This window comes from Vibrio sinaloensis (assembly GCF_023195835.1).
Classification (GTDB): domain Bacteria; phylum Pseudomonadota; class Gammaproteobacteria; order Enterobacterales; family Vibrionaceae; genus Vibrio; species Vibrio sinaloensis_C.
This window is the reverse complement of the sequence record NZ_CP096200.1, coordinates 510,546-536,133: the sequence shown is the minus strand read 5'-3', so window position 1 is coordinate 536,133 and position 25,588 is coordinate 510,546. Positions and strand designations below refer to the sequence as shown.

The window sequence follows — 25,588 nt, the reverse complement described above, 5'->3', positions numbered from 1 at the left end:
CTTACATCCCCTCTACTAGGTGACAAGCGACTTGGTGATTTGGCAGCGTATGAACAAGTTGAGGATCGCGCTGTTTGCACGCCTCGTGACACTCAGTGCATCGCTCTTGGAAGTTACAACCTTGAGGAATGTTAAGCAGGTTCACCGGGTTACCAGGAATGCCATACAAACGCTCTTTCGGGCCAAAGATGGTTGGGAACGAAGAGATCAAGCCTTTGGTGTAAGGGTGATCAGGGTTACCAAACACTTTCTTTGCTTCACCAAGTTCAATCAAGTTGCCGGCGTACATAACACCTATGCGATCAGCGATTTCACCCATCAGGCTCAAGTCGTGACTGATAAACAGAATCGAGAAACCGAACTTCTCTTTTAGGTCGTACAGTTCGTTGAGGATTTCGCGCTCAACCACCACATCAAGCGCTGTCGTTGGCTCATCCATGATGATCAGTTTTGGTTCAAGGGCGAGGGCAACGGCAATCACCACACGCTGACGCATACCACCGCTCAATTGGTGAGGGAAGCTCTTCATGCGATCGCCATGGATCCCCACGATACCCAGTAGCTCAACCGCACGCTCGTGGGCTTGTTGATATGGAATTTTGCGATGGGCAAGGATCACGTCAGTCAGCTGTTCACCAATGGTGATAACTGGGTTGAGTGAGTTCATCGCGCTTTGGAAAACCACTGACACATCGTTCCAGCGGAAATCGCGTAACTGTTTGTCGTTCATCTTTAACACATCTTTGCCGTCATAGATGATCGAGCCTTCCGAGATAAGCGCAGGCGCTTTGTGTAGGCGCGAGATGGCAAAGGCAAGGGTACTCTTACCACAGCCAGACTCGCCAGCAATACCCAGCGTTTCACCCGGTGCGATGGTTAAGTTTACGTTATTAACTGCGCGTGCTACGCCGTTTGGAGACACGTAATCGACGCACAGGTTATTGATTTCTAGTAAGTTGCTCATTATAGACCTCTGCGCTTATCTGCTTCTTTTTTCAATTTACGCCAAAGTTTCATGTGTGGACCGGTACGCAGTTTCGGGTTACTGACTTGGTCGATAGACATGTTGATCAGAGCTAATGCACCGCCGGTAATGGCCAGCGCACAAGCAGGAACTAGCATTTCCCACCAAGCGCCGGTGTAAAGTGAAGCAGACGTCTGTGCCCAGTAGAGCATAGAGCCCCAGCTAACTTCGGTCGCGTCGCTCAAACCTAGGAAACCTAGACCTGCTTCGGCACCCATGGCGTAAATCACCGCACCAAGGAAACCACCAAACACAATAGAAATAAGGTTGGGTAAAATTTCAACGAAGATGATGCGCGCTTTTGATTCGCCCATAACCTCTGCTGAGATAATGAATTCTTTGCTGCGAATCGCCATGGTTTGCGAGCGAATCACTCGCGCGCCCCATGGCCAGGATGTGACCCCGAGCAGTAAGGCGATCACCACCGACCCGACTTGGCCAAAGAAGGCGGCCAGCACTATTAGCAAGGGGAGCTGTGGGAAGACCAAAAATACGTTGGTCAGGAAGTTCAAACGCTCGTCGATTTTTCCGCCGAAGTAACCCGCAGTCACGCCCACCACAACGGCTAGCGTCATCGCGATAAGGCCTGCTGAAATAGCTACCGCGAGAGATTTACGCGCGCCGTGTAGCACTTGGCTGTACACATCGCGGCCGTTACGAGTGGAGCCTAAGTAGTGCTCTGCGCTCGGTGCTGTGTGTGGTCTGGCGACGCGACGCTCAGGATCGTGCGTGGCTAAAACCGGTGCAAACAGTGCCCCCATCAGAACGACAGTCAGCAGAAAGGTGCCGATAATCGCTGGTGGGTTACCGTAGAAGAAGTTGTATAAAGTGTGCAGTTTCTGCTTAAGATTCTTTTTGCTAAACATAGATTGCTTTACGACCACTTCACTTGAGTCAGGCTGAGTATTGAGTAATTTGTCCATGATGCACCTTAGTGAGAGATACGTGGGTCAAGCCATACGTAAAGAAGGTCTGCAATGAAGTTTGCAGTGAGTACGGCGGTGACTAAGATAAGCAGAATCGCTTGAATTAACGGGTAATCACGGGCGTTGATGGCACTGAGTAGCACGTTACCCAAACCCTGATAGTTAAACACGATTTCTGTCATGATTGAGCCAGCAAACGAGAAACCAATCGCCATCGCAATCGCGGTTGCCACTGGAAGAATCGCGTTACGGCCTGCGTAGCGGTACATCACGCGGAAACTGCTGAGGCCTTTGGCTTCGGCCATAGTGACGTAGTCTTCACCGAGAACGTTGATCATCGCGTTACGCATGTTGAATACCCAGGTAGCGATGCCGACAACCACCATAGAACCGACTGGCAGTATCGCATGTTTAAGTACGCTAGAGATAAATTCCCAAGTGAAGGCAGGTTCCAAGCTTTGATCGTAGGTATAAGCGAGCGGAAGTAGCTCAAGCTTAAGGCCAAAGAAGTAGAACAGTAGCAGCGCAGTGACCACGTAAGGGAAGTTACTGATGAAGGATAGAATCGGTGGCACGAACTGACCAAAAAAACCTTCACGACGGTATGAGGCATAAGTGCCGATGCTAACGCCAATAATCAGCGCCACAATCAAAGAGCCAAGCGCGAGAAACAGTGTCCAAGGCAGCGACATCCAAATTACTTCAGACACGCTCACCGGGAACATTAAGATTGATGGACCGAGATCCAAAGTAAACACGCTTTTAATGTACGAGAAGTACTGAACGAAAATGTTACCATCGACAAAACCATACATTTCGCGCACTGCGTCCATTTGTGCAGGGTCCATACGACCTGCTGAGGCCGCAAATAGCGCCGCAACTGGGTCACCAGGCATGATGCGTGGCAACATAAAGTTGAATGTGATAGCGACGAAAAAGGCAGTAAAATAAAAACCAAAACGGCGAAGAATAAACGACATAAGAGACCTACAAATATCTGGCATACAGCCATAGCCAATTGGCTATGGCTGTAATCACGGCGAGTGAGGGTTATTTAAGGTGCAAATTGTTTAGGATAATTGCACGCTTACCTGCATCGTAGAAAACGGGTTGAACGTATGGGTTCTCTTCTGATGGCCAGCCGGCAAACTTCTTGGTGCTGTATTGGTACCAAGTTGGGTTAGAGAACAGCGGGATAAACGGTAGATTTTCCGCAGTGAACGCTTGCAGCTCAGAGATGATTTCGCTCTGCTCTGTCGCTTCAGCGGTTTTACCGAAAGACTCAATGAGTTTGTCGATGCGAGGGTCGTTAACACCGTGGCCTGCGTGCCAAGATTGACCAACACGTGCAGTGTGGAAGTACTCTTGGTAAGCCAGGATAGGGTTAGCTGCAACCATCGACCAGTTGATTGACATGGTATAGTCACTGTTCTTCAGGTTGGCGTCGTACACTGACCAGTCAACTGTCTTAACGTTCGCTTTTACGCCAACTTCAGCAAAGTACTCAGAGACCATTTGTACCGTTTGGATCCAGTCAGTCCAGCCGTTCACCACTTCGATGCCAAATTCGAAGGTTTTGCCATCTTTCGTGTCACGCCAGCCGTCACCATTGCGGTCAACGATGCCTGCTTGGTCGAGTAGCGCTGCGGCTTTTTTAGGATCAAACTTAGTGATGTCGCTGTACTTAGCATTCACCGACTCATCGATGTGCGATTTGTAAAGCTCACCGATACCACCAACGTTAAAGTTTGCTGTTGGGTAACCGTAGGCGGCAAATTCGACTATTGACTCACGATCCAGAGCCATAGATAGGGCTTTACGTACGTTAAGGTCATCAAACGGCGCTTCTTTGGTGTTGATGTACAGGTTGATCGCGTCGTTTGCTGGGTACCAGTAGTGGTTGTTGGCTTTATCGACTGCCACGTAGGTGGTATCAATGTCAGCAATAAAGTTTGAACCCCAGTCGATTTCACCACGGATCAGTGCAGGTTGGATCTGAGAGTTGTCGTTGAACGAACGGAAAGTCACACAGTCTAGGTAAGGGCGGTTTTCATTCGCTAGGTAGTAATTTGGGTTACGACACAGTTCCATTTGCTGCGCACGTTGGTATTTCACTTCAGTGAATGGACCGTTGCCAATTGGATTTGGGTTAGTGAAGGTCGTTAAGTCTTGCGCTTTAGACCATTGAGCTTTAGGGACAATGTGGTAAGCGCTGATGTGCCAAACAAATGTGGAATCGGCTTCTTTAAGGTTGAATGCGACCGTAGTGTCATCAACAACGGTAATTGACTCCAGGTTACCAGATTCAGTCCAGAAACCTTTTAGGTCGAACGCTGGCGTGTCTTTGGTCATGGTGTAGCTGTACGCTACGTCTTCAGCGGTCAGTGGTGAACCGTCAGACCATTTAAGGCCGTCACGAATTTTAACCGTTAGCGTTTTAAGGTCATCAGAGTACGAGTATGACTCTGCTAAACGGAACTCAGTTTGGCCTGTCATGTTGTTCTCAACCATCAACGGCTCGAACATGGTACCGCCAAGGATGTCCTTAGTGGTGTACGGGTTGTAGTTTTCGACAAAACCATTATTGATGACCGGTACGGTTAGCGTACCACCTTGCTTAATTCCGTCTGCTTGTGCAGCGGTCGATAGCATCATGCTGGCAGCAAGCGTAGCGAGCAGAGTTTTCTTATGCATCACATTGTCCTTATATATTTCGTTATGTTTAGGATTCATCCCCCGAAGCACTCAAGAAAGCGCTTTCTTGGAGTCGTTTTATGCGCTTATGAGTGGGATTTCAAACTTTTGTCGGCAAAGTAAACCTTAGATCACAGAAATTACTCGAAAATTTTGGACAGCGTAAAACGAGACGTTAGATATAATTTTCATTACTAAACAGATGTTTACGCTCAATTTCTGATCTTGATCAATCTTCGTGCGTGATATCAACTGACAAGGTTATCAGTGGAAAAAATCATAAAATAGTGCTGATATTTGAAGCTAGTCACGCGTTTTGATTCGCTAATTTTGCTAGAGATCACAATTACCACCGAAATTGAAGAAAGCGCTTTCTTTGGGTGCCGAATGGGATAATGTTGGACTCAGTTTTAGTTAGTAAGAGAGCTGTTATGATTCACTTTTGGAATGGCAATAAATCCGCCGCACGACAGGCTTACGAGCATCAGTTGTTAGCATTGGTACTTCGTTATGCGGACATAGAACAACCGATTGATAATGACCTCACCGACTACCCTAAAGCTCGAGACGAAGGTTTGGTCTTTGAGCGCGGGACGGATGTGTTGGTGACGGTCGCAGGTAATCGAAAATTTGCCGACCAAGCGTTTATCGAGGTACCTATCCCGCTGTGCAAAGGGTTACTTGGTTGCCGTGTGGCCATCATTCCGCGCGCACGCCAGGCTGAGTTTGCCAATATGTCACAGCAGGCGCTAAAGCAACAACGTGTCGGTGTGCCGGCGACATGGGTGGATGCTGAACTATTTCGACATAACCAATATCATGTCGTGGAGAAGGGCAGTTTGTCTGAGATGCTTGAGTGGATCGCTAGCGGGGAGGTGGATTATATGACACTTGGCGCCAATGAAGCGGCAGAGATCTTAGCTCAGTACCCGCAACAAACGGCATCATTGATGATAGAGCCGACCAAAGTGCTCACCTATCCTTTCCCAGTGGTATTTTACGTCAGCCCGTCGCAACAGGCGCTGGCAGATGCGTTGACGAAAGGGCTACGAGAGATCATGGCCAATGGTGAGTTTGACGCGCTGTTTAATGCGCACTTTGGTCAAGTGCTCAAACAGGTCGACTTAGCGAGTCGAGAGACCATCGCGCTGGAAAATCCGTTATTGCCACAGCACTATCAGTCCCCAGATTAAGCAGAAGTAAAATCAAGTGGAACTGATTTCAAGGTGCTCGATATGAGCACCTTTGTTTTTGTCGTTTAGATTCGGCAAACCGACTCGCGAACAATCAGCTCTGGATTGAGCCGGTGGTTGATGTTTGGAGTTTGCTTGTGTACCAGTGATAGCACGGCTTGCGCAGCTTCTGTACCCATTTCTCGCACAGGGAAGTTGACTGTGGTCAGTCTTGGACGAATGTGTTGGCTATGACTGTCGTTATCGAAACCAACAACCGACAACTGCTTGCCAATTTCAATATTCCTTTCAACCGCGATGTCATAGACGGCGAGCGCGATATTGTCGTTTTGACAGAAAATCGCACTAATATCTGGGGCTCGGTCGAGCAAGCGGCGCGCTTTATCATGATTACCGTCGTGATCAAAGCGACCTTCAATCACCAGATTGGCGTCGTAGTCAATGCCATACTCGGTCAATGCGTTGCGATAACCTTGTAGGCGATCGCGACTATCTCCCTTACTTAACTGACCTGTTATACAAGCGACGCGTTTGTGGCCTTGCTCGAGCAGATGCTTGGTCGCTAGGTAACCACCGAGCTCATTATCTATGTAGATACAGTGATCAGCGACTTCAGGAATATAGCGGTTGAGAATAATGGTTGCGCTGTTTTGTTCCACCACTTCGATCAGTTCATCGTCAGAGAGTTTGTCTGAGTGGATGATTAACCCATCGACTTGTTTAGAGCGCAGAAAATAAATCGAATCTTGCTCTTTTTCATAAGATTCTTGGCCGCTGGTCACGATTAAATGGTTGTTCTTCTTACGCACCGTATCTTCTGCAAAATGCATCAAGGGGCCATAGAAAGGACCATCGAGGGAGCCAACCAGCATACCAATGCTGTTCGAACGACTGGAGGCGAGGGCCTGAGCAAACGCATTCGGCTTATAACCGAGTTGTTCAATGGCATCGAAGACTTTTTTACGATTGGCCTCTTTCACCGTAGGGTGGCCGTTAAGTGCTCGAGAAACCGTTGACTGAGAAACTTTTGCCAACTCTGACACTTCTTTAATCGTTATCACTGGGATTACCTTATCCATTCTACAATTGCGTGGTCCTTGCATTGAGAGGTTCTCGGTGACCACGTTCGTCGATTCTATCTGAAGTTTTGTTACATCAGGTGCAATTTAAACGCATAACTGTGAACTGACACTTGAGAAAGCGCTTTCTTGTCGGCAATGATCACATAAATGAACGTCAGATAGCAATAGTCTTTATCTGAGATGACTGCATGATAATTATTTGCGCTTTTTCAGTTGGTTATGTGGAAGTGGTGGTCTTTTTGGTTTTCATGCTTGTTTGTCTACTTAGTCGAAATCTGTCATAGAAACAAAAATTTAAGAAAGCGATTTCTCAATGGTCGCAAGGAGAATAGATGTGAAAAACAGTAGCAAAATCATTTTGATTGGCGCAAGTGCATTACTGCTCAGTGGTTGCAATCAATCTAAATGGGAACTGGTTTGGAGTGATGAGTTTAAAGGCCACGAAATTGATACCAGCAAATGGAGCCACGAAGTCAATTGTTGGGGTGGTGGTAATGCAGAGCAGCAATGCTATGTCGACAATGAGGCCAACTCGTTTATTAAAAACGGCAAATTGGTGATTCGATTACTTAAGGAGCCAACAACGGGCCCTGATAGTGTCGAGGGCAGTGACGGGTATGGTGAAACGACCACGACCTTGCCTTACTCATCTGCCCGTTTAAGGACGATGAACCAAGGCGATTGGAAATATGGTCGATTTGAGGTGCGCGCGAAACTGCCTAAAGGCCAAGGCACCTGGCCTGCAATCTGGATGTTACCTACTGATTGGGTTTACGGCGGCTGGGCGGCGTCGGGTGAAATTGACATCATGGAAGCGGTAAACCTAGGCACGACCTATCAAGATGATGGCGTTACTAAGGTTGAAAATCGCGTGCACGGCACCCTGCACTATGGCAAGGCTTGGCCAAATAATGTCCATTCAGGTGAAGCGTATCGATTCGCTCACCCAGATATTAACCCAGCCGACGATTTTCATACCTATGCCATTGAATGGGAACAAGGGGAAATTCGTTGGTACGTCGATGATGTGCACTACGCAACACAAACTGAATCTGGATGGTGGAGTCACTATCAAGATTCACAAGGTAACTGGGTGAGTGGAGAGGGTGATGCGCCATACAACCAAAGGTTTCATCTGATCTTAAACTTGGCGATGGGCGGCAGCTGGCCAACCGCAGTCAACGAAGGGGGTATTGACCCGAGTATCGAGCAAGCGGAAATGCTGATTGACTATGTGCGTGTGTACCGCTGCCCACTCGATCCAGAAACAGGCAAAGGCTGCGCTTCAAATGTATCGCAAAATGCGGTGCACAATGAAGGTGTCAGCGAACCTGATTTCCCGTCGGACATCGATCTCTCTCAGCAGCGCTTGGCGTTATTTAACAATGGAGAGCTGTTGCATGGTTTTAACCTCAATGGTTGGGACGATGGTGCAAATGATTCAAGAGCGATCGACCAAGATGCCATTGCTATCACGATTGTCGATAATGGCAATGCCTATATTGAAACGCTCGGTGAGCCTTTGGATATGCGCGATTTTTCAGGGGGTGAACTGAGCTTTGACTTGAGCTATCAAGCGGGGAGCGCCAGTGAAATAGCGGTGAAAATGGACAGCGGTTACCCTGCATTGGCTGCTCTCACTATTCCTTTTGATAAGCTACCTATGGCTAATGAGTGGCAGCACTATCGTTTTGCCGTTGATGAGTTCATCCAACAAGGGGTCAATGGCTTCAATATTGGTTCCGTGGTTAATCCTATCGTCTTTGAGCCGTTCAACAACAGCAACTTGAGTTTTAAGGTCAACAACATTCTATTCACTAAGCCGTTTACTGTGCTCGGTGAGGAGATAGGGCTGGGATTGATGCTTGATGGCTATAACCCTGATGCTGAGGACAGTCGTCGAATGATTAATGGTGTGGTAGTGGCCGAGTTTGATGGGGCAGGTAATCTCTACTTTGGTGCCGCCCAACCGATAGACATGAGTGATTACGCCAATTGGCAACTGAAGTTTGATCTTAAGATCAAGGACCTTGGAACCAACAGCGATGTGCTGATCAAGCTAGACAGTGGCTGGCCCAATGTCAGTGATATCGCGCTTACGCAAACAGCAAAGGGCTTGCTCGCCGATGGTCAATGGCACACCTATTCGATTGCGGTGAGTGATTTTGTGGCTGCTGACAACCGTTATTCACCCGGTAGCCGATTTGAGCTGAGCAATGTGATCAATCCGTTTGTGCTTGAAGGCTTAGGTGGTGAACATCTTTCTATTGAACTAGCGAATATTCGTTTTGCTAAATAATCACTGAAGTGATTTTGATCAGGCTCACAGTCTTAACTGTGGGCTTTTTTTTGTTACCGAAGCGATGCGATTGACTCGCGTTGATGTGATCAAACTCATTACGAAAGCGCTTTCTTTGAGGTTTGGATCACTTTTTGTAGGGGTGTGTAACCCCTAGACTGCAGTTACGCCAACACGTTATAGCAACAAAATGGACTTAGGCAGTGGGGGATCTCGTTGAGTGACAGCTTAATTTCATCGTGCTGGCGAATTTTTTAAAAACATAAGAAAGCGCTTTCTTTGGGCGTGGAACAAAACAAGAACATGGAGTGATTATGAAACACCTTAAGGTATTACCTCTTGCTGCAGTGGTTGCGGCTACAATTGCCTCTTTTCCTTCGGTTGCAAATTCAGAAATTGAAGCACTAGAAAAACGTATTGCTGTACTGGAATCAAGTCAAGCGTCTGCAGCGACAGATTCTGGTATCGAGTTTACTGGTTATGCGCGTTACGGTGCTCACTTTGAAAACGATGAAAATCCATACGTCAGTGCTGCGGGTCAATTAGCGGGCAATGCTGCCGGTCGCTTAGGCAATGAAGTTAACGGAGGTGAATTCCAGTTTACTAAACGTTTTGAAGGTGCAAATGGCACTCAATGGGATCTCAACGTCATGATGGAAAACTGGTGGAAAGCGCCAGATGAGTATGGTGATGTGAGCTTGAAGAAGTTTTATGCAGGGGCATCGAATGTATTTAAATCACAGCCAGACCTTTACGTATGGGCAGGTCGTGACTTCCATCAGCGCCCGCAAGAAGGTCTTAACGACTACTTCCTAATGACCCACGATGGTCAAGGTGGTGGTTTTAAAAACATGGACCTAGGCGGAGCTAAGTTTGATCTAGCGGTAGTAGGTAAAACTGGTGAAGCTACCGGCGATAACGGTGACTACGCAGTAACGTCGAAGTTTGCTTTCTCCTTAGGTGAGTCATCAAGTATGGACCTACTGATGAACTACGGTTTTTCTGACAAAGGTAATAAAGCGGATAACGCGTTCCAGGTTGCGACGCTGTTTAACTTCTCAGGACATAAGCTCAATCTACGTTACAGTGACAACAGTGACAACAGTGCGTTCAATCGCACTAATGGTTTGAAAACAATCTACGCAAGCTATCAATCAGGCATTAGTCTCGGTGAACGAACAATTGTTGACTACCAATTTGCTTACCACAATTCTGACGGTTTGAACGATATGGAAGATGACCGTACTAACTACAGTGCTATTGTACGTCCAATGTACGCTTGGAATGACATTCACTCTACTTGGTTAGAAGCGGGCTACTCAATGGTCGACTACGACAAGCTTAATGAGAAGAATGCAGCGTGGAAAGTGACCCTCTCACAAAACATTTCTCTAGATTCAGTGCCATGGGGCCGCCCAATGCTACGTTTCTACACGACAGTGGGCGAAGCGGACAACAAGGTTAAGTTTGATGGTGGCAGCTTAGCCAAAGCAGAAAAAGTCGATACATTGGCGTTTGGCGCCATGTTTGAAGCTTGGTGGTAATCGAGGCAGACGATTAACATCTTAGGTGTGCCGAGCCAAGCGGCACACCGACTTTTTCATTATTATCCATTTTTAGTCACGTCAGCTACGTGATTGCTTCATCTCTGATACAGGACTTGCTCCTAGATATCGCTTTAGCCGCTCACTGAGCGGCTTTTTTTATCTCGTCGCGCGGTGTTTGGGCAAAATGCTGTTTGTAACACTTAGAAAAATAGTTGCTATCACTAAATCCACTGCGCTCTGCAATCTCTTGCACCGAGGTGACTTTTTCATCGGTGATCAGTTTGGAGGCATAGTTGAGTTGTAGCGAACGAAGATATTGGATAGGTGAGCACTCAAAATATTGGCGGAAAAGACGCTGCAGTTGGCGCGGGCTAACGAACGCGGCGTTGGCGATTTGATCGATGTCGATATCACTAGAGGTAAAGTGCTGTTCTAAAAACACCAAAGCGCGACTCAGCGCAAAGGTGGTTTGAGGAGCGTTGAGTTGATGGCTTTGGTAGATACGCGACAGGTTAACCACCAATTGTTGCATCAAACTGCTAATAACAATCTCAAAGCCGGGCTCGGCTTGTTGGTATTCCTGTCTAATTTGTTCGAGTAAGTGCGCTGTGACTTGCAGTTGCTGGCGGTCTAGCGTCAACTTGGCACTGTACTCACTGGTTTGCCGAGCAATGGGTTCAATCTTGAACAGGGCTTGATAACCCGAAAGGGCGCGCATCGATGGTAGTTCAAAGAAAGGGGCGGAATCATCAAACATTAAGTTGATAAGCTTGAGGTTACGGACATCTTTAAAACCGTGCTCGGTGTCGCCATTGATGACAAAAATATCTCCCGCGCAGAGAGGGTATTGGTACTCAGAAACCAAGTGCTTGCCTTCGCCTTCAAGCACTAAAAACAGCTCGGAAAAGTCATGCTTATGCATCGCAAAGTCGGTTCGATGGTCCCCGTCGACAAACGCAAAATTTAGGTGTTGGTATCTTTGATGTGATCGCAGTCGATAGCGCGGCGTCATGTCGTTATTTTCCTTCTTTGTGTCGCTTTATTCGTAGAATTGCGCTTATCGCCAGCATACTATGATTATATGTAAAAACGTATTGGTTTATGGCCACATCGCGCTGGTAGGCGCAATACGTTACCCGTGATATGACGAGTAGAGTAAAATGATGAACAATGATCTGATTACCCAAGCACAGCAAAATCTGGCCCCGGTCAGCCGTCAAGCGGCAACTGAGGGAATAGTGCTACTGAAAAACGAAGACGCCACTTTACCCCTACGTGCTCATGAAACCGTGTCGCTGTTTGGCCGCTGTCAAATCGATACTTACCGCAGTGGGACCGGATCGGGTGGGGCCGTGAACGTGCCTTACTCTGTTAGCGCGTTGCAGGGACTCTCTGAGCACAGCGCTATTAGCCTAAACCAAGAGTTGGTCGATGTTTATCAACATTGGATTGAACGCCATCCGTTTGATGATGGCGGCGGCGGCTGGGCAGCAGAGCCTTGGTTTCAACAAGAGATGCCGGTCACTCAGGAACTCGCGCAGCAAGCGGCATTAAAGTCAGACAAAGCGATTGTGTTTATCGGCCGCACAGCGGGTGAAGATCAAGATAACGCCGATGCCCCGGGTAGCTACCGACTCACAGAGACTGAGCTTGACATGCTAAACCAAGTGAGCAAGCACTTTGCGTCTGTGATTGTGGTCATGAATGTCACCAATATCATGGATATGTCTTGGCTCAACACTTTAGCGCACAAAGAGAGTATCAAAGCAGTGCTATACAGCTGGGCGGCAGGAATGGAAGGCGGACATGCTCTGGCGGATATTCTGGCGGGAACGCATGCACCAAGCGGTCGTCTCACCGATACCATTGCTTATCGCCTCGAAGATTACCCATCATCAGCAAACTTCGGTCGCAAAGATGTCAACCTGTACGCAGAAGATATTTACGTCGGTTACCGATATTTTGAAACTTTCGCCAAACAGGCAGTGCAGTTTCCCTTTGGTTATGGCTTAAGCTACACCGATTTTTCGCGAGAGTTTATCGACTTTACTGTCTCTGGGCAGGGTCGTGATACGGTGCTGATGTTCAAGGTGAAAGTGACCAACATTGGTGATACCTATGCTGGCAAAGAAGTGGTGCAGCTCTACCTTGCGGCTCCACAAGGTGAACTCGGTAAGCCTGCCCGAGTATTGGTCGGTTTTGATAAGACGCAGCGTCTACATCCTGGCGAATCGCAACTGGTGACGATTGAGGTGGGCGCTGACCGTCTCGCCTCATTTGACGACAGCGGTGTCACCGGTTGCAAAAATTGCTATGTGATTGAGCAGGGTGACTATCAATTCTATTTGGGTGCCAGTGTCCGTGAGGCGCAGCCGATTGATGCCAAATGGAATGTGGCGCAAACCTTAGTGATTGAGCAACTCACCGAAGCGGGGGCGCCAGTGCGCGCATTTGAGCGAATTAAGCCTGTGGCTGCGCAAAATCAGTACACAATTCGCTACGAGCCGGTTCCGCTGCGCAGTGTCGATATGGCACAGAGAATTCAAGCGGCAATGCCCGAAACCTTGGCATTGACGGGCGATCAAGGTATCAAACTGCAACACGTCAAACAGCAAAAAGCCTCCTTGGAGCAGTTTGTCGCGCAGCTCAACCCGTCTCAGTTGGCAACCCTAGTTCGCGGCGAGGGGATGTGTAGCCCGAAAGTCACTCCCGGCACAGCGGCCGCGTTTGGTGGTGTCAGTGATGAGCTGTTTTCGTTTGGGATTCCAGTGGTCGCTGCTGCTGATGGTCCCTCTGGGATTCGTATGGACAGTGGACACAAAGCAACCCAAGTGCCGATTGGTACACTGCTCGGTTGTACATGGAATCGCGCCTTAAACCGCAAGCTATTTAACTTGGTTGGTCAAGAGCTCAAGGCGAATCAGATTGATACCCTACTCGGGCCGGGGATCAATATTCATCGTCACCCGTTAAATGGCCGCAACTTTGAGTACTTCTCCGAAGATCCATTGATGACAGGCACCATGGCGGCAGCGCAAACCTTAGGGTTGAAAGAGGCCGGAGTGAGTGGAACCATCAAGCACTATGCGGCCAATGACCAAGAGACTGCCCGCGTCGATGTTGACAGTGTTATGTCGCAACGCGCCCTGCGCGAAGTTCACATCAAGGCGTTTGAAATGGCCGTCAAAGAGGGGGGCGCCACCACCATTATGACCGCTTACAATCCTGTGAATGGACATTGGGCCGCGTCCAACTTTGACCTCAACACCACGATTTTGCGCCAGGAGTGGGGTTATCAGGGGATTGTGATGACGGACTGGTGGGCCAAAATGAACGACCCGATTGAAGCAGGAAAAGAGGCGAAAACCTTTACCTCATTTATGATTCGATCGCAAAACGATCTGTATATGGTGGTGGAAAATGATGGTGCCAAAGCCAATGCAATGGGTGACGATACGCTAGAGGCGTTAGAAAACGGCACTTTGCAGCTTGGCGAATTGCAGCGCTGTGCGATCAATATTTGCCGGTTCATATTAGACACGCCAGCTATGGCACGACCACTGGTACCTTATGAGCCGATCAAATCCTTTGCAGCTATTGCCGATAGCGCAACCGATGCGTTGGCGCTGTCACAGCCATTGCAAATAGAAAGTAAAACCAATACTCGACTGACGTTTAGCGTAGAGCAGGCCGGTGTGTATCAATGCTTTGCAGACCTGAGCTATGATCGCGACTCGCTAGCGCAATCGGCGTGCAGTTTGTGGCTTAACGGTGAGTTTAGCCAAACTCTGCCTACCAACGGTACCGAAGGCAATATGGTGAGAGTGGAGGGTTTGAAAGTACGACTCGAGCCGGGCATTTATCACCTCGATCTCGACTTTGTTAAACCGGGATTGCTACTCAAACAGTTAGAGTGGATTCAAGACTAAAATATAGATAACGGGCCCTTACAAAATAAGGGCCCGTTGCTTTTGGAGCTCAGTATTAACCCGCTTTATCGACGCTAGGCTTCGCCTGATCAGAGTCTGATTCGCTTTTCTCTTCACTAGAGTCGGCAAAAATCTCCGCGACCGCGCTACGTTCTAGCTCACCTTGCAGGTTACCTTGTTCGTCGACCACTGGCAGAGAGTAGTCGCACGACATGGTTTCAACCAGCACTTCTTCGATGACCGCATCAGGTGATACTGAAGGCACTTGCTCATAGTGTTGCTGATCGATGGTATCGCTACTGCTGACCTCTTTGGTTGCATCAAGCAATCCTTCTTTGGTCAGCACCCCTTGATAGCCATCTTCGGTCACGTGGTACGCATAATCTTGCTTGATCCCTTTCATTTGCGCTAAGGCTTCTTGCAAGGTGGTGGCGGTGATGCGCGAGGCAGGTGGATTCATCACCGTTTCGACGGTTAATGCTCGAGCGCGATTGACGTCTTTGACAAAGGCTTCGACGTAGTCGTCAGCAGGGTTGAGCAAGATTTCATCGGGTGTGCCTTGCTGAACCAATTCACCGTCTTTGAGGATTGCAATCCGGTCACCCAGTCGCAGCGCTTCGTCGAGATCGTGAGTGATGAATACGATGGTTTTATGCAGCTTCTCTTGCAGCTCGATCAACTGATCTTGCATTTCACTGCGGATCAAAGGGTCGAGCGCCGAAAACGCTTCATCCATCAGTAAGATCTCTGCGTCAGTACACAGCGCTCGCGCTAGGCCGACTCGCTGCTGCTGACCACCAGAAAGTTGAGAGGGGTATTGGTTTTCATAGCCTTTCAGCCCAACGGTATCGAGCCACTGGTTCGCTTTATCGAGTCGTTTGGCTTTTTCAATACCTTGAATTTCCAAGCCGTAGGCGACGTTATCGACCACTGTGCGATGTGGCAACAACCCAAAGCGCTGGAAGACCATCGACATCTTGTGACGACGAAACTCTTCGAGCTGTTTTTGGTTAAGCTGCATAATATCGCTGCCTTCGACCAAGATTTGGCCTTCGGTAGGGTCAATAAGGCGGTTGAAGTGGCGAATTAGGGTCGATTTCCCTGAGCCAGATAGCCCCATAATGACGAAAATCTCGCCCTGTTTGATGCTCAGGTTGATCTCTTTTAAACCGACGGTATGCCCGGTTTCAGCCAGCACTTGATCTTTACTTTCACCATCGCGAACGCGCGGCATCACCGCTTGTGGCTTAGGACCAAAGACCTTGTATAAGCCACTGATTTCAATAAGTGGTTTAGTCATGTTTTAGGTCTCCTAGGTGAGCTTGAGTGCGTTTGGCATAAGCTTGTGAGGCGCGGTCAAACAGAATTGCCAGCGCGACGATGGCAAAGCCGTTGAGAAGACCAAGGGTAAAGTACTGGTTAGTGATTGATTTTAATACCGGTTGGCCTAACCCTTTGACACCAATCATTGATGCGATGACCACCATAGAGAGTGCCATCATGATGGTCTGGTTAATACCTGCCATGATGGTTGGCATCGCCAGCGGCAGTTGCACGCCGAACAGCCTCTGTTTGGCGCTGGCACCGAATGCCGTGGACGCCTCAAGGACTTCTTTATCGACCAAACGAATACCGAGGTTGGTCAGGCGAATCACGGGCGGTATAGCGTAAATGACCACCGCAATCAGGCCCGGAATTTTACCAATCCCAAGTAGCATCACCACGGGGATCAAGTAGACAAAGGCTGGCATGGTTTGCATGACGTCAAGCATTGGCGTTACCATCGACTGGACGCGATTAGAGCGTGCCATCGCAATACCAATTGGAATGCCGAGTATTATCGACAGCAAGGTACAGACGGTAATGATGCTTAAGGTGCGCATCGTGTCTTCCCACATCCCAAAGTAGCCGATCAAAATCAGTGAAATAAAACAGCCTAAGGCTAATTTCCATGAGCGACTCGCGGCATAGACTAAACCCGTACACACTGCGAGGATGATCATCCAAGGTGTGGAAATGAGCAGTTTTTCAAACCAAATCAGAAAAGAGAGTAAGGGGTCAAAGAAGGACTCGATCATTTCACCATACTCGCGAGAAAACTCCCGGTAGGCGCCATCAAGTGTTTTGCGGATCTCTCTAAGATCCGAGCGTTCCATCTCTGGAAAGCTGTTGAACCAACTATCATTAGACATCTTTAAAATTCCTTTTATTCTCCCCCATCGTTTAGATGGGGGAGTACCGCCAAGATACAGCTAAAAGTTGTTGAAAGTGGTAGGGGTTAGAGTGCTTGTTGAATTTTCTCTGCCACGTCTTGTGGCACCCATTGCTGCCAGATCTGCGGGTATTGTTCTAGGAAGTAGAACATCGCTTCTTCGCCATCAGCTTGATTGTCTTCCATCCACGCGAGCAACTGGTTCATGCCAGCATTAGTGAAGCCGCGTTTGGTGAAGTACTGATAGGCTTGTGGTGCACGGCTAGCAAACTCTTCGGTGGTGATGGTGTGCACAGGTGAAGGCGGGTACATGGTAGGTTTTGGTTCGGCACATTCTGCTTGGGTGGTACAGCCGACAAACTCATCTAGGTTAACGCCGCTGCCAAAGTCCACTTTGACCATTTCGTACTTACCTAGCACAGCCGTTGGTGCCCAGTAGTAACCAAACCACGCTTCTTTACGTTCGTATGATTTGGCGATCGCACCGGATAGACCCGCACTTGATCCCGGATCGACAATGGTAAAGCCCGACTCTTCGAGTCCAAGCGCGCGAAATAAGTTACCGGCACTGATTTGACAGTTCCAGCCGGCTGGACAGCTATAGAAAGCCGACTGGTCTGGGTCTTCAGGATGTTCAAACAGCTTAGCGTGTTTTTTGACCCCTTCAATAGTGGCAATTTCTGGGTACTGCTCAACCAAATAGGCAGGCACCCAAAAACCCTCTTCACCACCATCAACCAATGATTTTCCTGCATAGCGTAGACGCTTCTCTTCTACCCCTTTATCGAGCGCATCTTTGAGCGCATTACTCCAGAGCTCAGGTGCAACGTCTGGTTGGCCTTTCTCGATCATCGAGGTGCCGGTAGGCATAGTATCACCAGGGATAAGCTCCGCATCACAGCCGTAGCCATGTTCCAAGATAAAGCGATCAACATTAGCGATAACGCTGGCTGAGTTCCAGTTCATGTCAGCGATAGTCACTTTGCCGCACTCTTCAGCTTGAGCTTGGAGAGCGGCTGAAGAAAGGACGAGTAATGCAGCTGTTTTTAGTTTCATTGTAATTTCCTTTTTAATGAATACTTTATAAAAATAGCGAACCAATATTTAGAGTTCAAATAATGAGTGTGTTTGTGGTAAGCGCAGACTATGCACAACTTCACTATATACGCGCAAAAAAGCGCAAAATCTCAATGATAATATTATAAATTTAGTCAATTACCAATAAAGGAGATGTTAGTGCACGAAAATTCGTACACTAATCGTTAGTTGATGGGGAATCGCTCATTAAGAGAGGGCAGGCTCTGCTTTGTGGTTAGAGCGGGATGGATGGAAGTTTAATCTGACCGCAACACAGCGACGATGGTAAGCGCTGTCGCGATACAGATGCGGTTCAACCCGTGGTCCACACATTTTTGATGTCTGGCCAACCCCAGTTGGTGAGTGCTACGTCTTTGAGAACGCCTTGAAAGCGCAAGGTTTGGCGGTGGTGAAATAGCGGCGATAACCAAAATTGGTTGATCAACGCAGAGGCGATTGGTTCCAGAGCGTCAAGATAATCCGGTAGCGGAGTCTGAGAGCGCAGCTGTGTCAGGTGTTCCATTAGCCACTGTTTCGATGATTCGCCAATACAGCGCTGAATAATAGGGTTGTGGTACAGACTATTGAATGCCGATGCGTGGCGATTGTCGTCCAAATTGATGTTGGTAATGATCATCGACTCAGACAGTTGTCCCGAAATAGACAGTGCCGTCAGCTGACGATAATTGTAGCTGTTGATGGTGACCTCAACCCCGAGTTGTTCGAGCAAATGTTTAACCGCGAGCGCGCAGCTGCTTAGAGAGCTGTAATCATAGATGGCAATATCAATTTTTTTGGGCAGCTCGGCTGCGGGCATTGCTGGTCGAGTGATTTTATGCCACATCGGCAGCAGGTTACTGGCTAACTCACAACCAAACAACAGGCCAGTTTGGTCAAGATAGTCGAACACTTTCTGTGGCGTAATGTAGGTAGAAAGAAAACGCCGCTGCCTGTCACTGAGAACAGTGTCACCACATTGGTTAAACACCACAAATAGGCAGCCGTCTTCGGTGCGGCTCTGTTTGACGTCTCGCTCAACTTTTTTACTAACGGCATGAGAGACATAGTAGTTACACTGCTTACGCACTGTCGCTTCTGGCTGGTTGGTTTCAATCTGCCTATCTTGCAACTCGTTTTCATCAAGGTGCCAAATGGTCACTTGGTCTGTCAAAGCCCGACAAGCGTAGTAGCGGTCAAATGCTTTGAGGCACAGTTTTGCATCGGAGTGTTCGATAACCTCAAATGGCCCGGAACCAATGACCAACATTGAGGCTGTTTGGTCGACTTGGCTTGGCGGTTGAATCGAATATTTCACCCCCGAGATAAGACCGCCAAATCCTTGGTCGGGCTGGCTCAGTTTAAACACGACTTTATTGGGGCTGGGAGAAGATACCTGGGTTAAGTGATTCAGTTCGCTGCGGTAGTCGTCAAGCTCAGTCAATTTGTTGAACAGATCGACAATGCACTGAGCCGTGATCGGACTATTGTCGTGAAACGTTAAGTTGGGTCGCAGAAAGAAAGACCATTCCAGAGCATCTTCAGCGTAGTACCAATGGTGCGCCAGCTGTGGCTCTAGTTGCCCGTCACTGCGGCTAGAGACAAGGCAGCAATAGATTTGACGTAGTAAGTAACGCTCACTTGAACGTTGCAGTTGGTGGGGCACCAAACGCTCGAATGCGCGCTTATAGGTTAATTGAATATGCAAAAGGCCTTCTCGTAGGGTGGCACCAGACGTACTTTGCAACAAGCGGCCAAACGCGACTTGGTCATGATCGAGTAAAGCGAGTGCTTTCTCATACTGTCCTTGCAATATCCTGTCGCTTGCCAATTGCCGTTTTAGCTCTTCCACCGGGTGATGAAGGCGTAAGGTCGAGCGTTGGTTGCGTCCAGATTTGGGCTGCCAGTTTAACCATCCCAGTTGCTGCATCTGATTCAATAAGTTGCGAGCGTGACGTGGGCTGGTACACAGGGTATCCGCGACATCTGGAAGGGTGGTTTTGAAGTCGCTGCCGACCTGGATATCTGCGATACGAGTGTAATAGCGGAGTAAATTGGTATCTGACATAAAAATATTCTCAAAATAAGCAGGATTCATACTGCTTTGTTTCCTATTTTATGCGAAATTTCGCGTTGACTTGCTGATTCATGGCAAATTTCGACTAAATTAGGAAAATGGCTTGTTGAATATTAGCTGTTTTTGTCTTCCGTATTCAATGGCACACTATGTATTGCTGACTGAGGTGAGCAAACGCAGCACCATTGAACTATGCTCCTACCCCCCACGAACAGATCTTTGGTGCTGCGTTCTTTGCTGCCATTTATATTGGTTACTCTGCGTGCTACGGATACTGGTTTATTGGTTATACTGATAATGACGGCAATAACATGTTGCGAGGGTAGGGATATGGAACTACGTAACGAACGCGGTGAGGTCACTCAAGTGGCTGACAACCTCACTATCAAAGAAGTACTTGAAATGGGTTATTCGATTGATCTTTGCGATGCTGGCTATGACCCAAATGAGCATTGGGTTGCTGAGGCCAATAAGCAGGACCGAGGCGAGTTTCCGGAAAGCTAATCAAATAGAGATTAGCGGTATAAAAAAATCCGAGCTGAGCGCTCGGATTTTTTAATTGTTAGTCAACAGCCTGAGATTTTTAGAAACCTTCGATGTTTTTCGCTTCTAACTCTTTGAAGTATTTAACTGTTTTTACTTTAAGCTCTTGCTGAGCTGGCTCGTCACATACGATAACTGCTTTCGGGTGCAGTTGCAGTGCAGAGACTGTCCATAAGTGGTTCACGCTACCTTCAACCGCAGCTTCTAACGCCAGCGCTTTGTTGTGACCAGTGACTAGAATCATCACTTCTTCTGAATCAAGAAGCGTACCGACACCAATGGTGAGTGCGTATTTAGGTACCTGTTCGATATCGCCGTCAAAAAAGCGCGAGTTGGCGATACGGGTGTCTTCAGTGAGCGTCTTAATACGAGTGCGTGAAGAGAGCGAAGAAGCTGGCTCGTTAAACGCGATGTGACCATCGTTACCTACACCACCCATAAATAGGTTGATTTTACCGTAAGACTTGATTTTGTCTTCGTATCGCTTGCATTCTACTTCGTTGTCTTCGGCGTTGCCGTTAAGCAAGTTAATGTTTTCTTCTTGGATATCGATGTGATTAAAGAAGTTGTTGTACATAAACGAGCGGTATGACTCAGGGTGATCGGCCGGAATGCCAATGTACTCATCCATATTAAACGTCACCACGTGCTTGAAGCTCACTTCGCCTGCTTGATGCAATTCAATCAAAGCTTTGTATGTGGCAAGTGGTGTACCACCAGTTGGCAGACCTAATACGAAAGGACGCTCTGCGGTCGGTTTGAAGTCATTGATGCGTTTTACGATGTGTGCTGCTGCCCACTTACCGACTTGTGCGGCTTTGTTTAATGGGATAAGTCTCATTTTCTGCCCCTAGTATTGGATTTTATGATGCTCTGAAACATTAATTCGCATTATAAAATAAGTTACTCGCTCGCGCTATTGTTTTTGGTCAATTTTCTAGAATTAATCCTGGTACCCCCATTTAATGGCGATTAAAAGCGCAACTATTGACTAAAATAGTAGTCGTTCGAGCGATATATTCCGAAAATTTTTGTTGAGAAAATAAGGCTGGGAACGAAAGGCGGTTCAATTGTCATAGCTTGTGAACTGCATTGCGCACGCCTGAGGTATATAAGTATGTGGTCGGTTTGTTATGAGGTATGATGGTCGAGCTCAACCATTTGAGTAAGCTGCCGATATTAAAACCAGTAACAGAAGAAAAAGATTATCGAATGAATATTATTGGGATCGCGATTGGAGCGACCGGTTTATTACTGCTGTGCATGTTTATGTGGATGTTAGCGCTCTCTCTGCGCAAGAAACGCATGGATCAAGAACGCAAGGAGCGCGAGTTGGCGTTTCGTAAAGCGCTGGAAAAAAATCGTAAACAGGAACAAGAAGAGCGGGTCCACAAAGCAGAACAAGGCCATATCCCGACCATCCTTTATTTAGCCAAAGAGGCAGAAAGGGCAAGGCTCAAGGAATCACTTTACTGGTATTCCAAAGCGGCAAAGCTCGATAGCGTTACTGGTATGTACGGTGTTGTGCGCCTGAGCAACAAAATGAAGCAGGATTTGGTGCTCAGGGAGCAAGCGAAGTTTTGGCAAGTCGCGATTGCGGCTATGGAAGGCAGTTTACCGCACAAGTATGAGATGGCGCTGGCGCTGTTTAATGGCCACGGTACCGAAGTGAACGTCGCAAAGGCGATTGAAATTATGCAGTCTGCGGCCGAACAAAACTATGTGGATGCGCAAATCTTTTTGGGTGACTGGTGGATTTCCCCTAACAACCCCAACAAAAATCCTACTAAGTCTAGCGAGTACTATCGCGATGCAGCCGAGCTGAAAAGCAATCAAGGGCGGATGAAGCTCGGCTTGAACTACGTTAAAGGGATCGGCGTGCCGCTTGACTTTGAGCGCGGCTGCTACTGGATAGAACGTGCAGCGGAGAAAGGCCACTTAGAGGCGATGTATCGGGCTGGCGAAACATGGATGGACCAACGTCCCAATGGTAATGCGATTGCCTATATCTGGTTGTTCCTAGCGGCGCAACTGGGCTATGAGCCGGCGCGTAACTTGCGCGATCAAGTGGCATTGAATATTGGGGTCGACACCGTTGTTGGGCTTCAAAGTCTAGCTAAACCTATCATTAAGAAGATTCGCGAGCGTAAAGTAAGTAAGCATTCGATCATCAAAGCGCTTAATCGACTCTATAAACGAAGAATTCCTATTGATGAGAACAGCCGAGTGAGCAATATCGATATGTTAAGTCAATCCGCACCACTCACTGAGGTTGAGGCAGTGCCGCCCGCTGAAGTGATGGACGAGCTGCTTGAACAAGAAGCAGAACAGCCTAATATTCAGTCCGATGGCGAGCGGCTTGACTTCTCTCAATCTCCTATTGATAAACACTAAAGCGAAAGATGCAAAAAGGCCTCGTCAATGACGAGGCCTTTATTATTTGGGGAGTCAGCTACTGCTCTTGCTTGTGTTTTGCTTTGCACACTGCAGCTGTGAACACAACGTCGGTTGAACTATTGAGCGCGGTTTCCGCCGAGTCTTGTACAACACCGATAATAAAGCCAACCGCGACCACTTGCATTGCGATCTCATTTGGAATACCAAACAGCCCACACGCTAGCGGAATGAGAAGTAGTGAACCACCGGCCACACCAGACGCACCACATGCCGATACCGCAGCAACAATGCTGAGCAGCAGTGCCGTCAACCAGTCGACTTCAATACCCATAGTGTGCACCGCGGCTAGGGTGAGAGTGGTAATGGTGATCGCAGCACCGGCCATGTTGATGGTCGCACCCAGTGGAATCGACACCGAGTAGGTATCTTCATCTAGCTTCAGTTTTTCACACAATGCCATATTGACTGGAATGTTGGCCGCGCTTGAGCGAGTGAAAAAGGCAGTGACACCACTTTCGCGCAGACATTGCAGTACCAGTGGGTATGGGTTTTCGCCGGTTTTCACATACACAATCACAGGGTTAACCACTAAGGCGATGATCAGCATAGCGCTAAGCAGAACAGCAAGCAGCTGTGCGTAACCCGCTAATGCGTCGAAACCAGTGGTGGCAAGTGTCGAGGCGACCAAACCGAAAATACCAAACGGCGCTAAGCGAATAATGAAGCGTACGATTTGTGAAACGCCGTGGCTCAAATCTTCAAACACCGCTTTGGTCGTGCCAGAAGCGTGATGTAGTGCTAAGCCTAAACCGATAGCCCAAGCGAGAATACCGATGTAGTTGGCACTCATCAGCGCATTAACCGGGTTGTCGACCAGTTTGAACAGCAAGGTGTTCATTACTTCAGCGATCCCTTGTGGAGGGGTAGCTCCTTCAGCACCAGAAACCAGAGTCAGTGTGGTCGGAAATAGGAAGCTAAGTACCACTGCGGTTAGCGCTGCAGTGAAGGTACCGAAAAGGTAGAGAACCACGATTGGACGCATGTAGGTATGCTGATTCTTTTTCTGGTTGGCAATTGATGCTGCCACCAAAATAAAGACTAAGATCGGTGCTACGGCTTTAAGCGCACCAACAAACAGGCTTCCAAGTAGCCCTACACTTTGAGCGTGATCCGGAGAGACAGTCGCTAGACCCACACCAAGAATGATGCCGGCTAGGATCTGCAAAACCAAATTGCCGCGCGCAAAGCGTGCAATAAGTGAGTTGTGTTGCATAGTTATCCCTGCAATGAATAGTTATATTGATTTATAGTGATGCCAGTTATCGAGAACTGTGTCGATATACTAGCGACTTGAAATAATGTGTCTAGATTTAATTGAAAATTAGCATGAATAATTAATGACTATGATTTTTTGTGAATTATATGTTTTAAATCTGTATTTTATTGGTAATAAAAAAGGGGCTCTCGCCCCTTTTGAAATCAGTCCTCGTTACACTGTTTGAAACGACGACTTTCGCTTTGTACTTTCTTGTAGTACTTGGTCTGTTTTTTATACGACGCGCGTTGCTGTGCAAGTGTTGCGCTATTGCGCTGCTGCTCTCGCAGTAGCTTGGTATAGTTATTGACGCGTCTAGGGTCGAGCTCTCCGGTCTCTAGCGCCAGTCTGATTCGGCAGCCCGGTTCGTTTTGATGCTGACAATCAGAAAAGCGGCACTGCATCGCCAGTGATTCGACATCAGAAAATGTCTCTGCGACGCCATCGGCACAGTCGACCAATTGCAATTCGCGCATTCCCGGTGTGTCAATCAACACCCCGCCACTTGGCATAAAGTGCATGGAACGACCCGTTGTGGTGTGGCGTCCTTTGCTGTCATCTTCGCGAATGCCACCCGTTTGCTGGATCGACTCACCCAGTAAGCTATTCACTAAGGTGGATTTTCCCACCCCTGAAGAGCCCATAAAGGCGACTGTTTTTCCGGTCTGACACCAAGGCAACAGACGCAGGCATTGCTCACTATCCAAGGCGTTAACACTCTCGATCATCAACATTGAGTCGAGCTGTTGTACTTGCGTACGTTTTTCCGCTGCATCATGGCATAGATCGGCCTTGGTCAGCACCACCACGGGTTCAACGTCTGCTTCATGAGCGATCGCTAGGTAGCGCTCAATTCGGCTGAGGTTAAAGTCGTCGTTGAGTGAACAGACGATAAACAGAGTCGAGACATTGGCGGCGATCAACTGATCGTATACCTTGCTTCCTGCTGCCTTGCGATGAAACAGCGATTGGCGTTCAAGCAGACGTAGAAATTGCTGCTGTTGATTGAGTATCACCCAATCACCAACCGTCATCGCGGGAAGCGCATGATGCATAGCGAGACTCAACTCACCGGTTTCGCTGAGCAGTTTGTAGCCGTTACGGTGATGTTCGGTGATACGTGCGATCACTACCTCGCCGCTTAGGTCGTCGAGTGTCAGTTGTTGTTGAAATAAATTGTTCCAACCCAATGTCGATAAAGACAGGGATGTAGATACTGTGGTAATCATAGATGCCCCAAGCTTGCAGTAAACTGCAGATATTAATTAGCTAGGGT

19 protein-coding genes are annotated in these 25,588 nt (G+C 48.1%); 6 read left to right on the top strand and 13 right to left on the bottom strand.

Going from position 1 to position 25,588, the window contains the following annotated elements:
- Nucleotide 1: 1 nt before the first annotated feature.
- From MTO69_RS15990 to MTO69_RS15975, 4 genes are all read right to left on the bottom strand, one after another.
- A complete protein-coding gene (locus MTO69_RS15990) occupies nt 2–964 on the bottom strand; it encodes an ABC transporter ATP-binding protein (RefSeq protein ID WP_248335492.1) in 963 nt (320 codons plus the stop codon).
- Complete coding sequence (locus MTO69_RS15985; protein ID WP_248335490.1) at nt 964–1,947, bottom strand: ABC transporter permease; 984 nt, start codon at nt 1,945–1,947, stop codon at nt 964–966. The genes MTO69_RS15990 and MTO69_RS15985 overlap by 1 nt, the downstream gene beginning before the upstream one ends.
- Nucleotides 1,948–1,955: 8 nt before the next feature.
- Nucleotides 1,956–2,930: an ABC transporter permease gene (locus MTO69_RS15980; protein ID WP_248335488.1), complete on the bottom strand. Its 975-nt coding sequence runs from the start codon at nt 2,928–2,930 to the stop codon at nt 1,956–1,958.
- Nucleotides 2,931–3,000: 70 nt separating this feature from the next.
- Entirely contained in the window at nt 3,001–4,644 is a 1,644-nt protein-coding gene (locus MTO69_RS15975; protein ID WP_248335486.1) for an ABC transporter substrate-binding protein, read from the bottom strand.
- A 431-nt stretch (nt 4,645–5,075) separates the two neighbouring features.
- Between MTO69_RS15975 and MTO69_RS15970 the strand changes: the two genes are divergently transcribed.
- The gene (locus tag MTO69_RS15970; RefSeq protein WP_248335484.1) at nt 5,076–5,837 is read left to right on the top strand and encodes a substrate-binding periplasmic protein; all 762 of its coding nucleotides are present in this window, start codon (nt 5,076–5,078) and stop codon (nt 5,835–5,837) included.
- A 65-nt stretch (nt 5,838–5,902) separates the two neighbouring features.
- On the opposite strand, the gene MTO69_RS15965 is transcribed toward MTO69_RS15970, so the two are convergent.
- Nucleotides 5,903–6,898, bottom strand: a complete 996-nt coding sequence (locus MTO69_RS15965; protein WP_248335659.1) for a LacI family DNA-binding transcriptional regulator — start codon at nt 6,896–6,898, stop codon at nt 5,903–5,905.
- Between the two features lie 355 nt (nt 6,899–7,253).
- Between MTO69_RS15965 and MTO69_RS15960 the strand changes: the two genes are divergently transcribed.
- Both MTO69_RS15960 and MTO69_RS15955 read left to right on the top strand, forming a co-directional pair.
- Nucleotides 7,254–9,218: a glycoside hydrolase family 16 protein gene (locus MTO69_RS15960; protein WP_248335482.1), complete on the top strand. Its 1,965-nt coding sequence runs from the start codon at nt 7,254–7,256 to the stop codon at nt 9,216–9,218.
- Nucleotides 9,219–9,532: 314 nt separating this feature from the next.
- Nucleotides 9,533–10,762 (top strand): carbohydrate porin, encoded by a 1,230-nt coding sequence (locus MTO69_RS15955; RefSeq protein WP_248335480.1) that lies wholly within the window; start codon nt 9,533–9,535, stop codon nt 10,760–10,762.
- Between the two features lie 142 nt (nt 10,763–10,904).
- Here MTO69_RS15955 and MTO69_RS15950 read toward each other — a convergent pair whose 3' ends face one another.
- A complete protein-coding gene (locus tag MTO69_RS15950) occupies nt 10,905–11,777 on the bottom strand; it encodes a helix-turn-helix domain-containing protein (RefSeq protein ID WP_248335478.1) in 873 nt (290 codons plus the stop codon).
- Nucleotides 11,778–11,928: 151 nt separating this feature from the next.
- Here MTO69_RS15950 and MTO69_RS15945 point away from each other — a divergent pair, with 151 nt between their 5' ends.
- A complete protein-coding gene (locus tag MTO69_RS15945; RefSeq protein WP_248335657.1) occupies nt 11,929–14,694 on the top strand; it encodes a glycoside hydrolase family 3 protein in 2,766 nt (921 codons plus the stop codon).
- A gap of 55 nt (nt 14,695–14,749) precedes the next feature.
- Here MTO69_RS15945 and MTO69_RS15940 read toward each other — a convergent pair whose 3' ends face one another.
- From MTO69_RS15940 to MTO69_RS15925, 4 genes are all read right to left on the bottom strand, one after another.
- On the bottom strand, nt 14,750–15,994 hold the full coding sequence (locus tag MTO69_RS15940) for a quaternary amine ABC transporter ATP-binding protein (protein ID WP_248335476.1): 1,245 nt from the start codon (nt 15,992–15,994) through the stop codon (nt 14,750–14,752).
- Nucleotides 15,987–16,886 (bottom strand): ABC transporter permease, encoded by a 900-nt coding sequence (locus MTO69_RS15935; RefSeq protein ID WP_248335474.1) that lies wholly within the window; start codon nt 16,884–16,886, stop codon nt 15,987–15,989. The genes MTO69_RS15940 and MTO69_RS15935 overlap by 8 nt, the downstream gene beginning before the upstream one ends.
- An 86-nt stretch (nt 16,887–16,972) precedes the next feature.
- Nucleotides 16,973–17,962, bottom strand: a complete 990-nt coding sequence (locus tag MTO69_RS15930; protein WP_248335472.1) for an ABC transporter substrate-binding protein — start codon at nt 17,960–17,962, stop codon at nt 16,973–16,975.
- 334 nt (nt 17,963–18,296) lie between these two features.
- Nucleotides 18,297–20,048, bottom strand: coding sequence for an SgrR family transcriptional regulator (locus tag MTO69_RS15925; protein ID WP_248335470.1), 1,752 nt, complete (start codon nt 20,046–20,048; stop codon nt 18,297–18,299).
- Between the two features lie 339 nt (nt 20,049–20,387).
- On the opposite strand from MTO69_RS15925, the gene MTO69_RS15920 reads away from it, so the two are divergent.
- Complete coding sequence (locus tag MTO69_RS15920) at nt 20,388–20,561, top strand: hypothetical protein (protein ID WP_248335468.1); 174 nt, start codon at nt 20,388–20,390, stop codon at nt 20,559–20,561.
- 79 nt (nt 20,562–20,640) lie between these two features.
- On the opposite strand, the gene nagB is transcribed toward MTO69_RS15920, so the two are convergent.
- Nucleotides 20,641–21,441: a glucosamine-6-phosphate deaminase gene (nagB, locus tag MTO69_RS15915; RefSeq protein WP_248335466.1), complete on the bottom strand. Its 801-nt coding sequence runs from the start codon at nt 21,439–21,441 to the stop codon at nt 20,641–20,643.
- A gap of 371 nt (nt 21,442–21,812) precedes the next feature.
- Between nagB and MTO69_RS15910 the strand changes: the two genes are divergently transcribed.
- Nucleotides 21,813–22,994 carry a tetratricopeptide repeat protein gene (locus tag MTO69_RS15910; RefSeq protein ID WP_248335464.1) on the top strand — a complete coding sequence of 394 codons (1,182 nt, stop codon included), beginning with the start codon at nt 21,813–21,815 and terminating at the stop codon, nt 22,992–22,994.
- 58 nt (nt 22,995–23,052) lie between these two features.
- Here MTO69_RS15910 and sstT read toward each other — a convergent pair whose 3' ends face one another.
- Together sstT and rsgA are read right to left on the bottom strand one after the other, a co-directional pair.
- Nucleotides 23,053–24,270: a serine/threonine transporter SstT gene (gene sstT, locus MTO69_RS15905; protein WP_248335463.1), complete on the bottom strand. Its 1,218-nt coding sequence runs from the start codon at nt 24,268–24,270 to the stop codon at nt 23,053–23,055.
- 206 nt (nt 24,271–24,476) lie between these two features.
- On the bottom strand, nt 24,477–25,541 hold the full coding sequence (rsgA, locus tag MTO69_RS15900; RefSeq protein ID WP_248335461.1) for a ribosome small subunit-dependent GTPase A: 1,065 nt from the start codon (nt 25,539–25,541) through the stop codon (nt 24,477–24,479).
- Between the last annotated feature and the right edge of the window lie 47 nt (nt 25,542–25,588).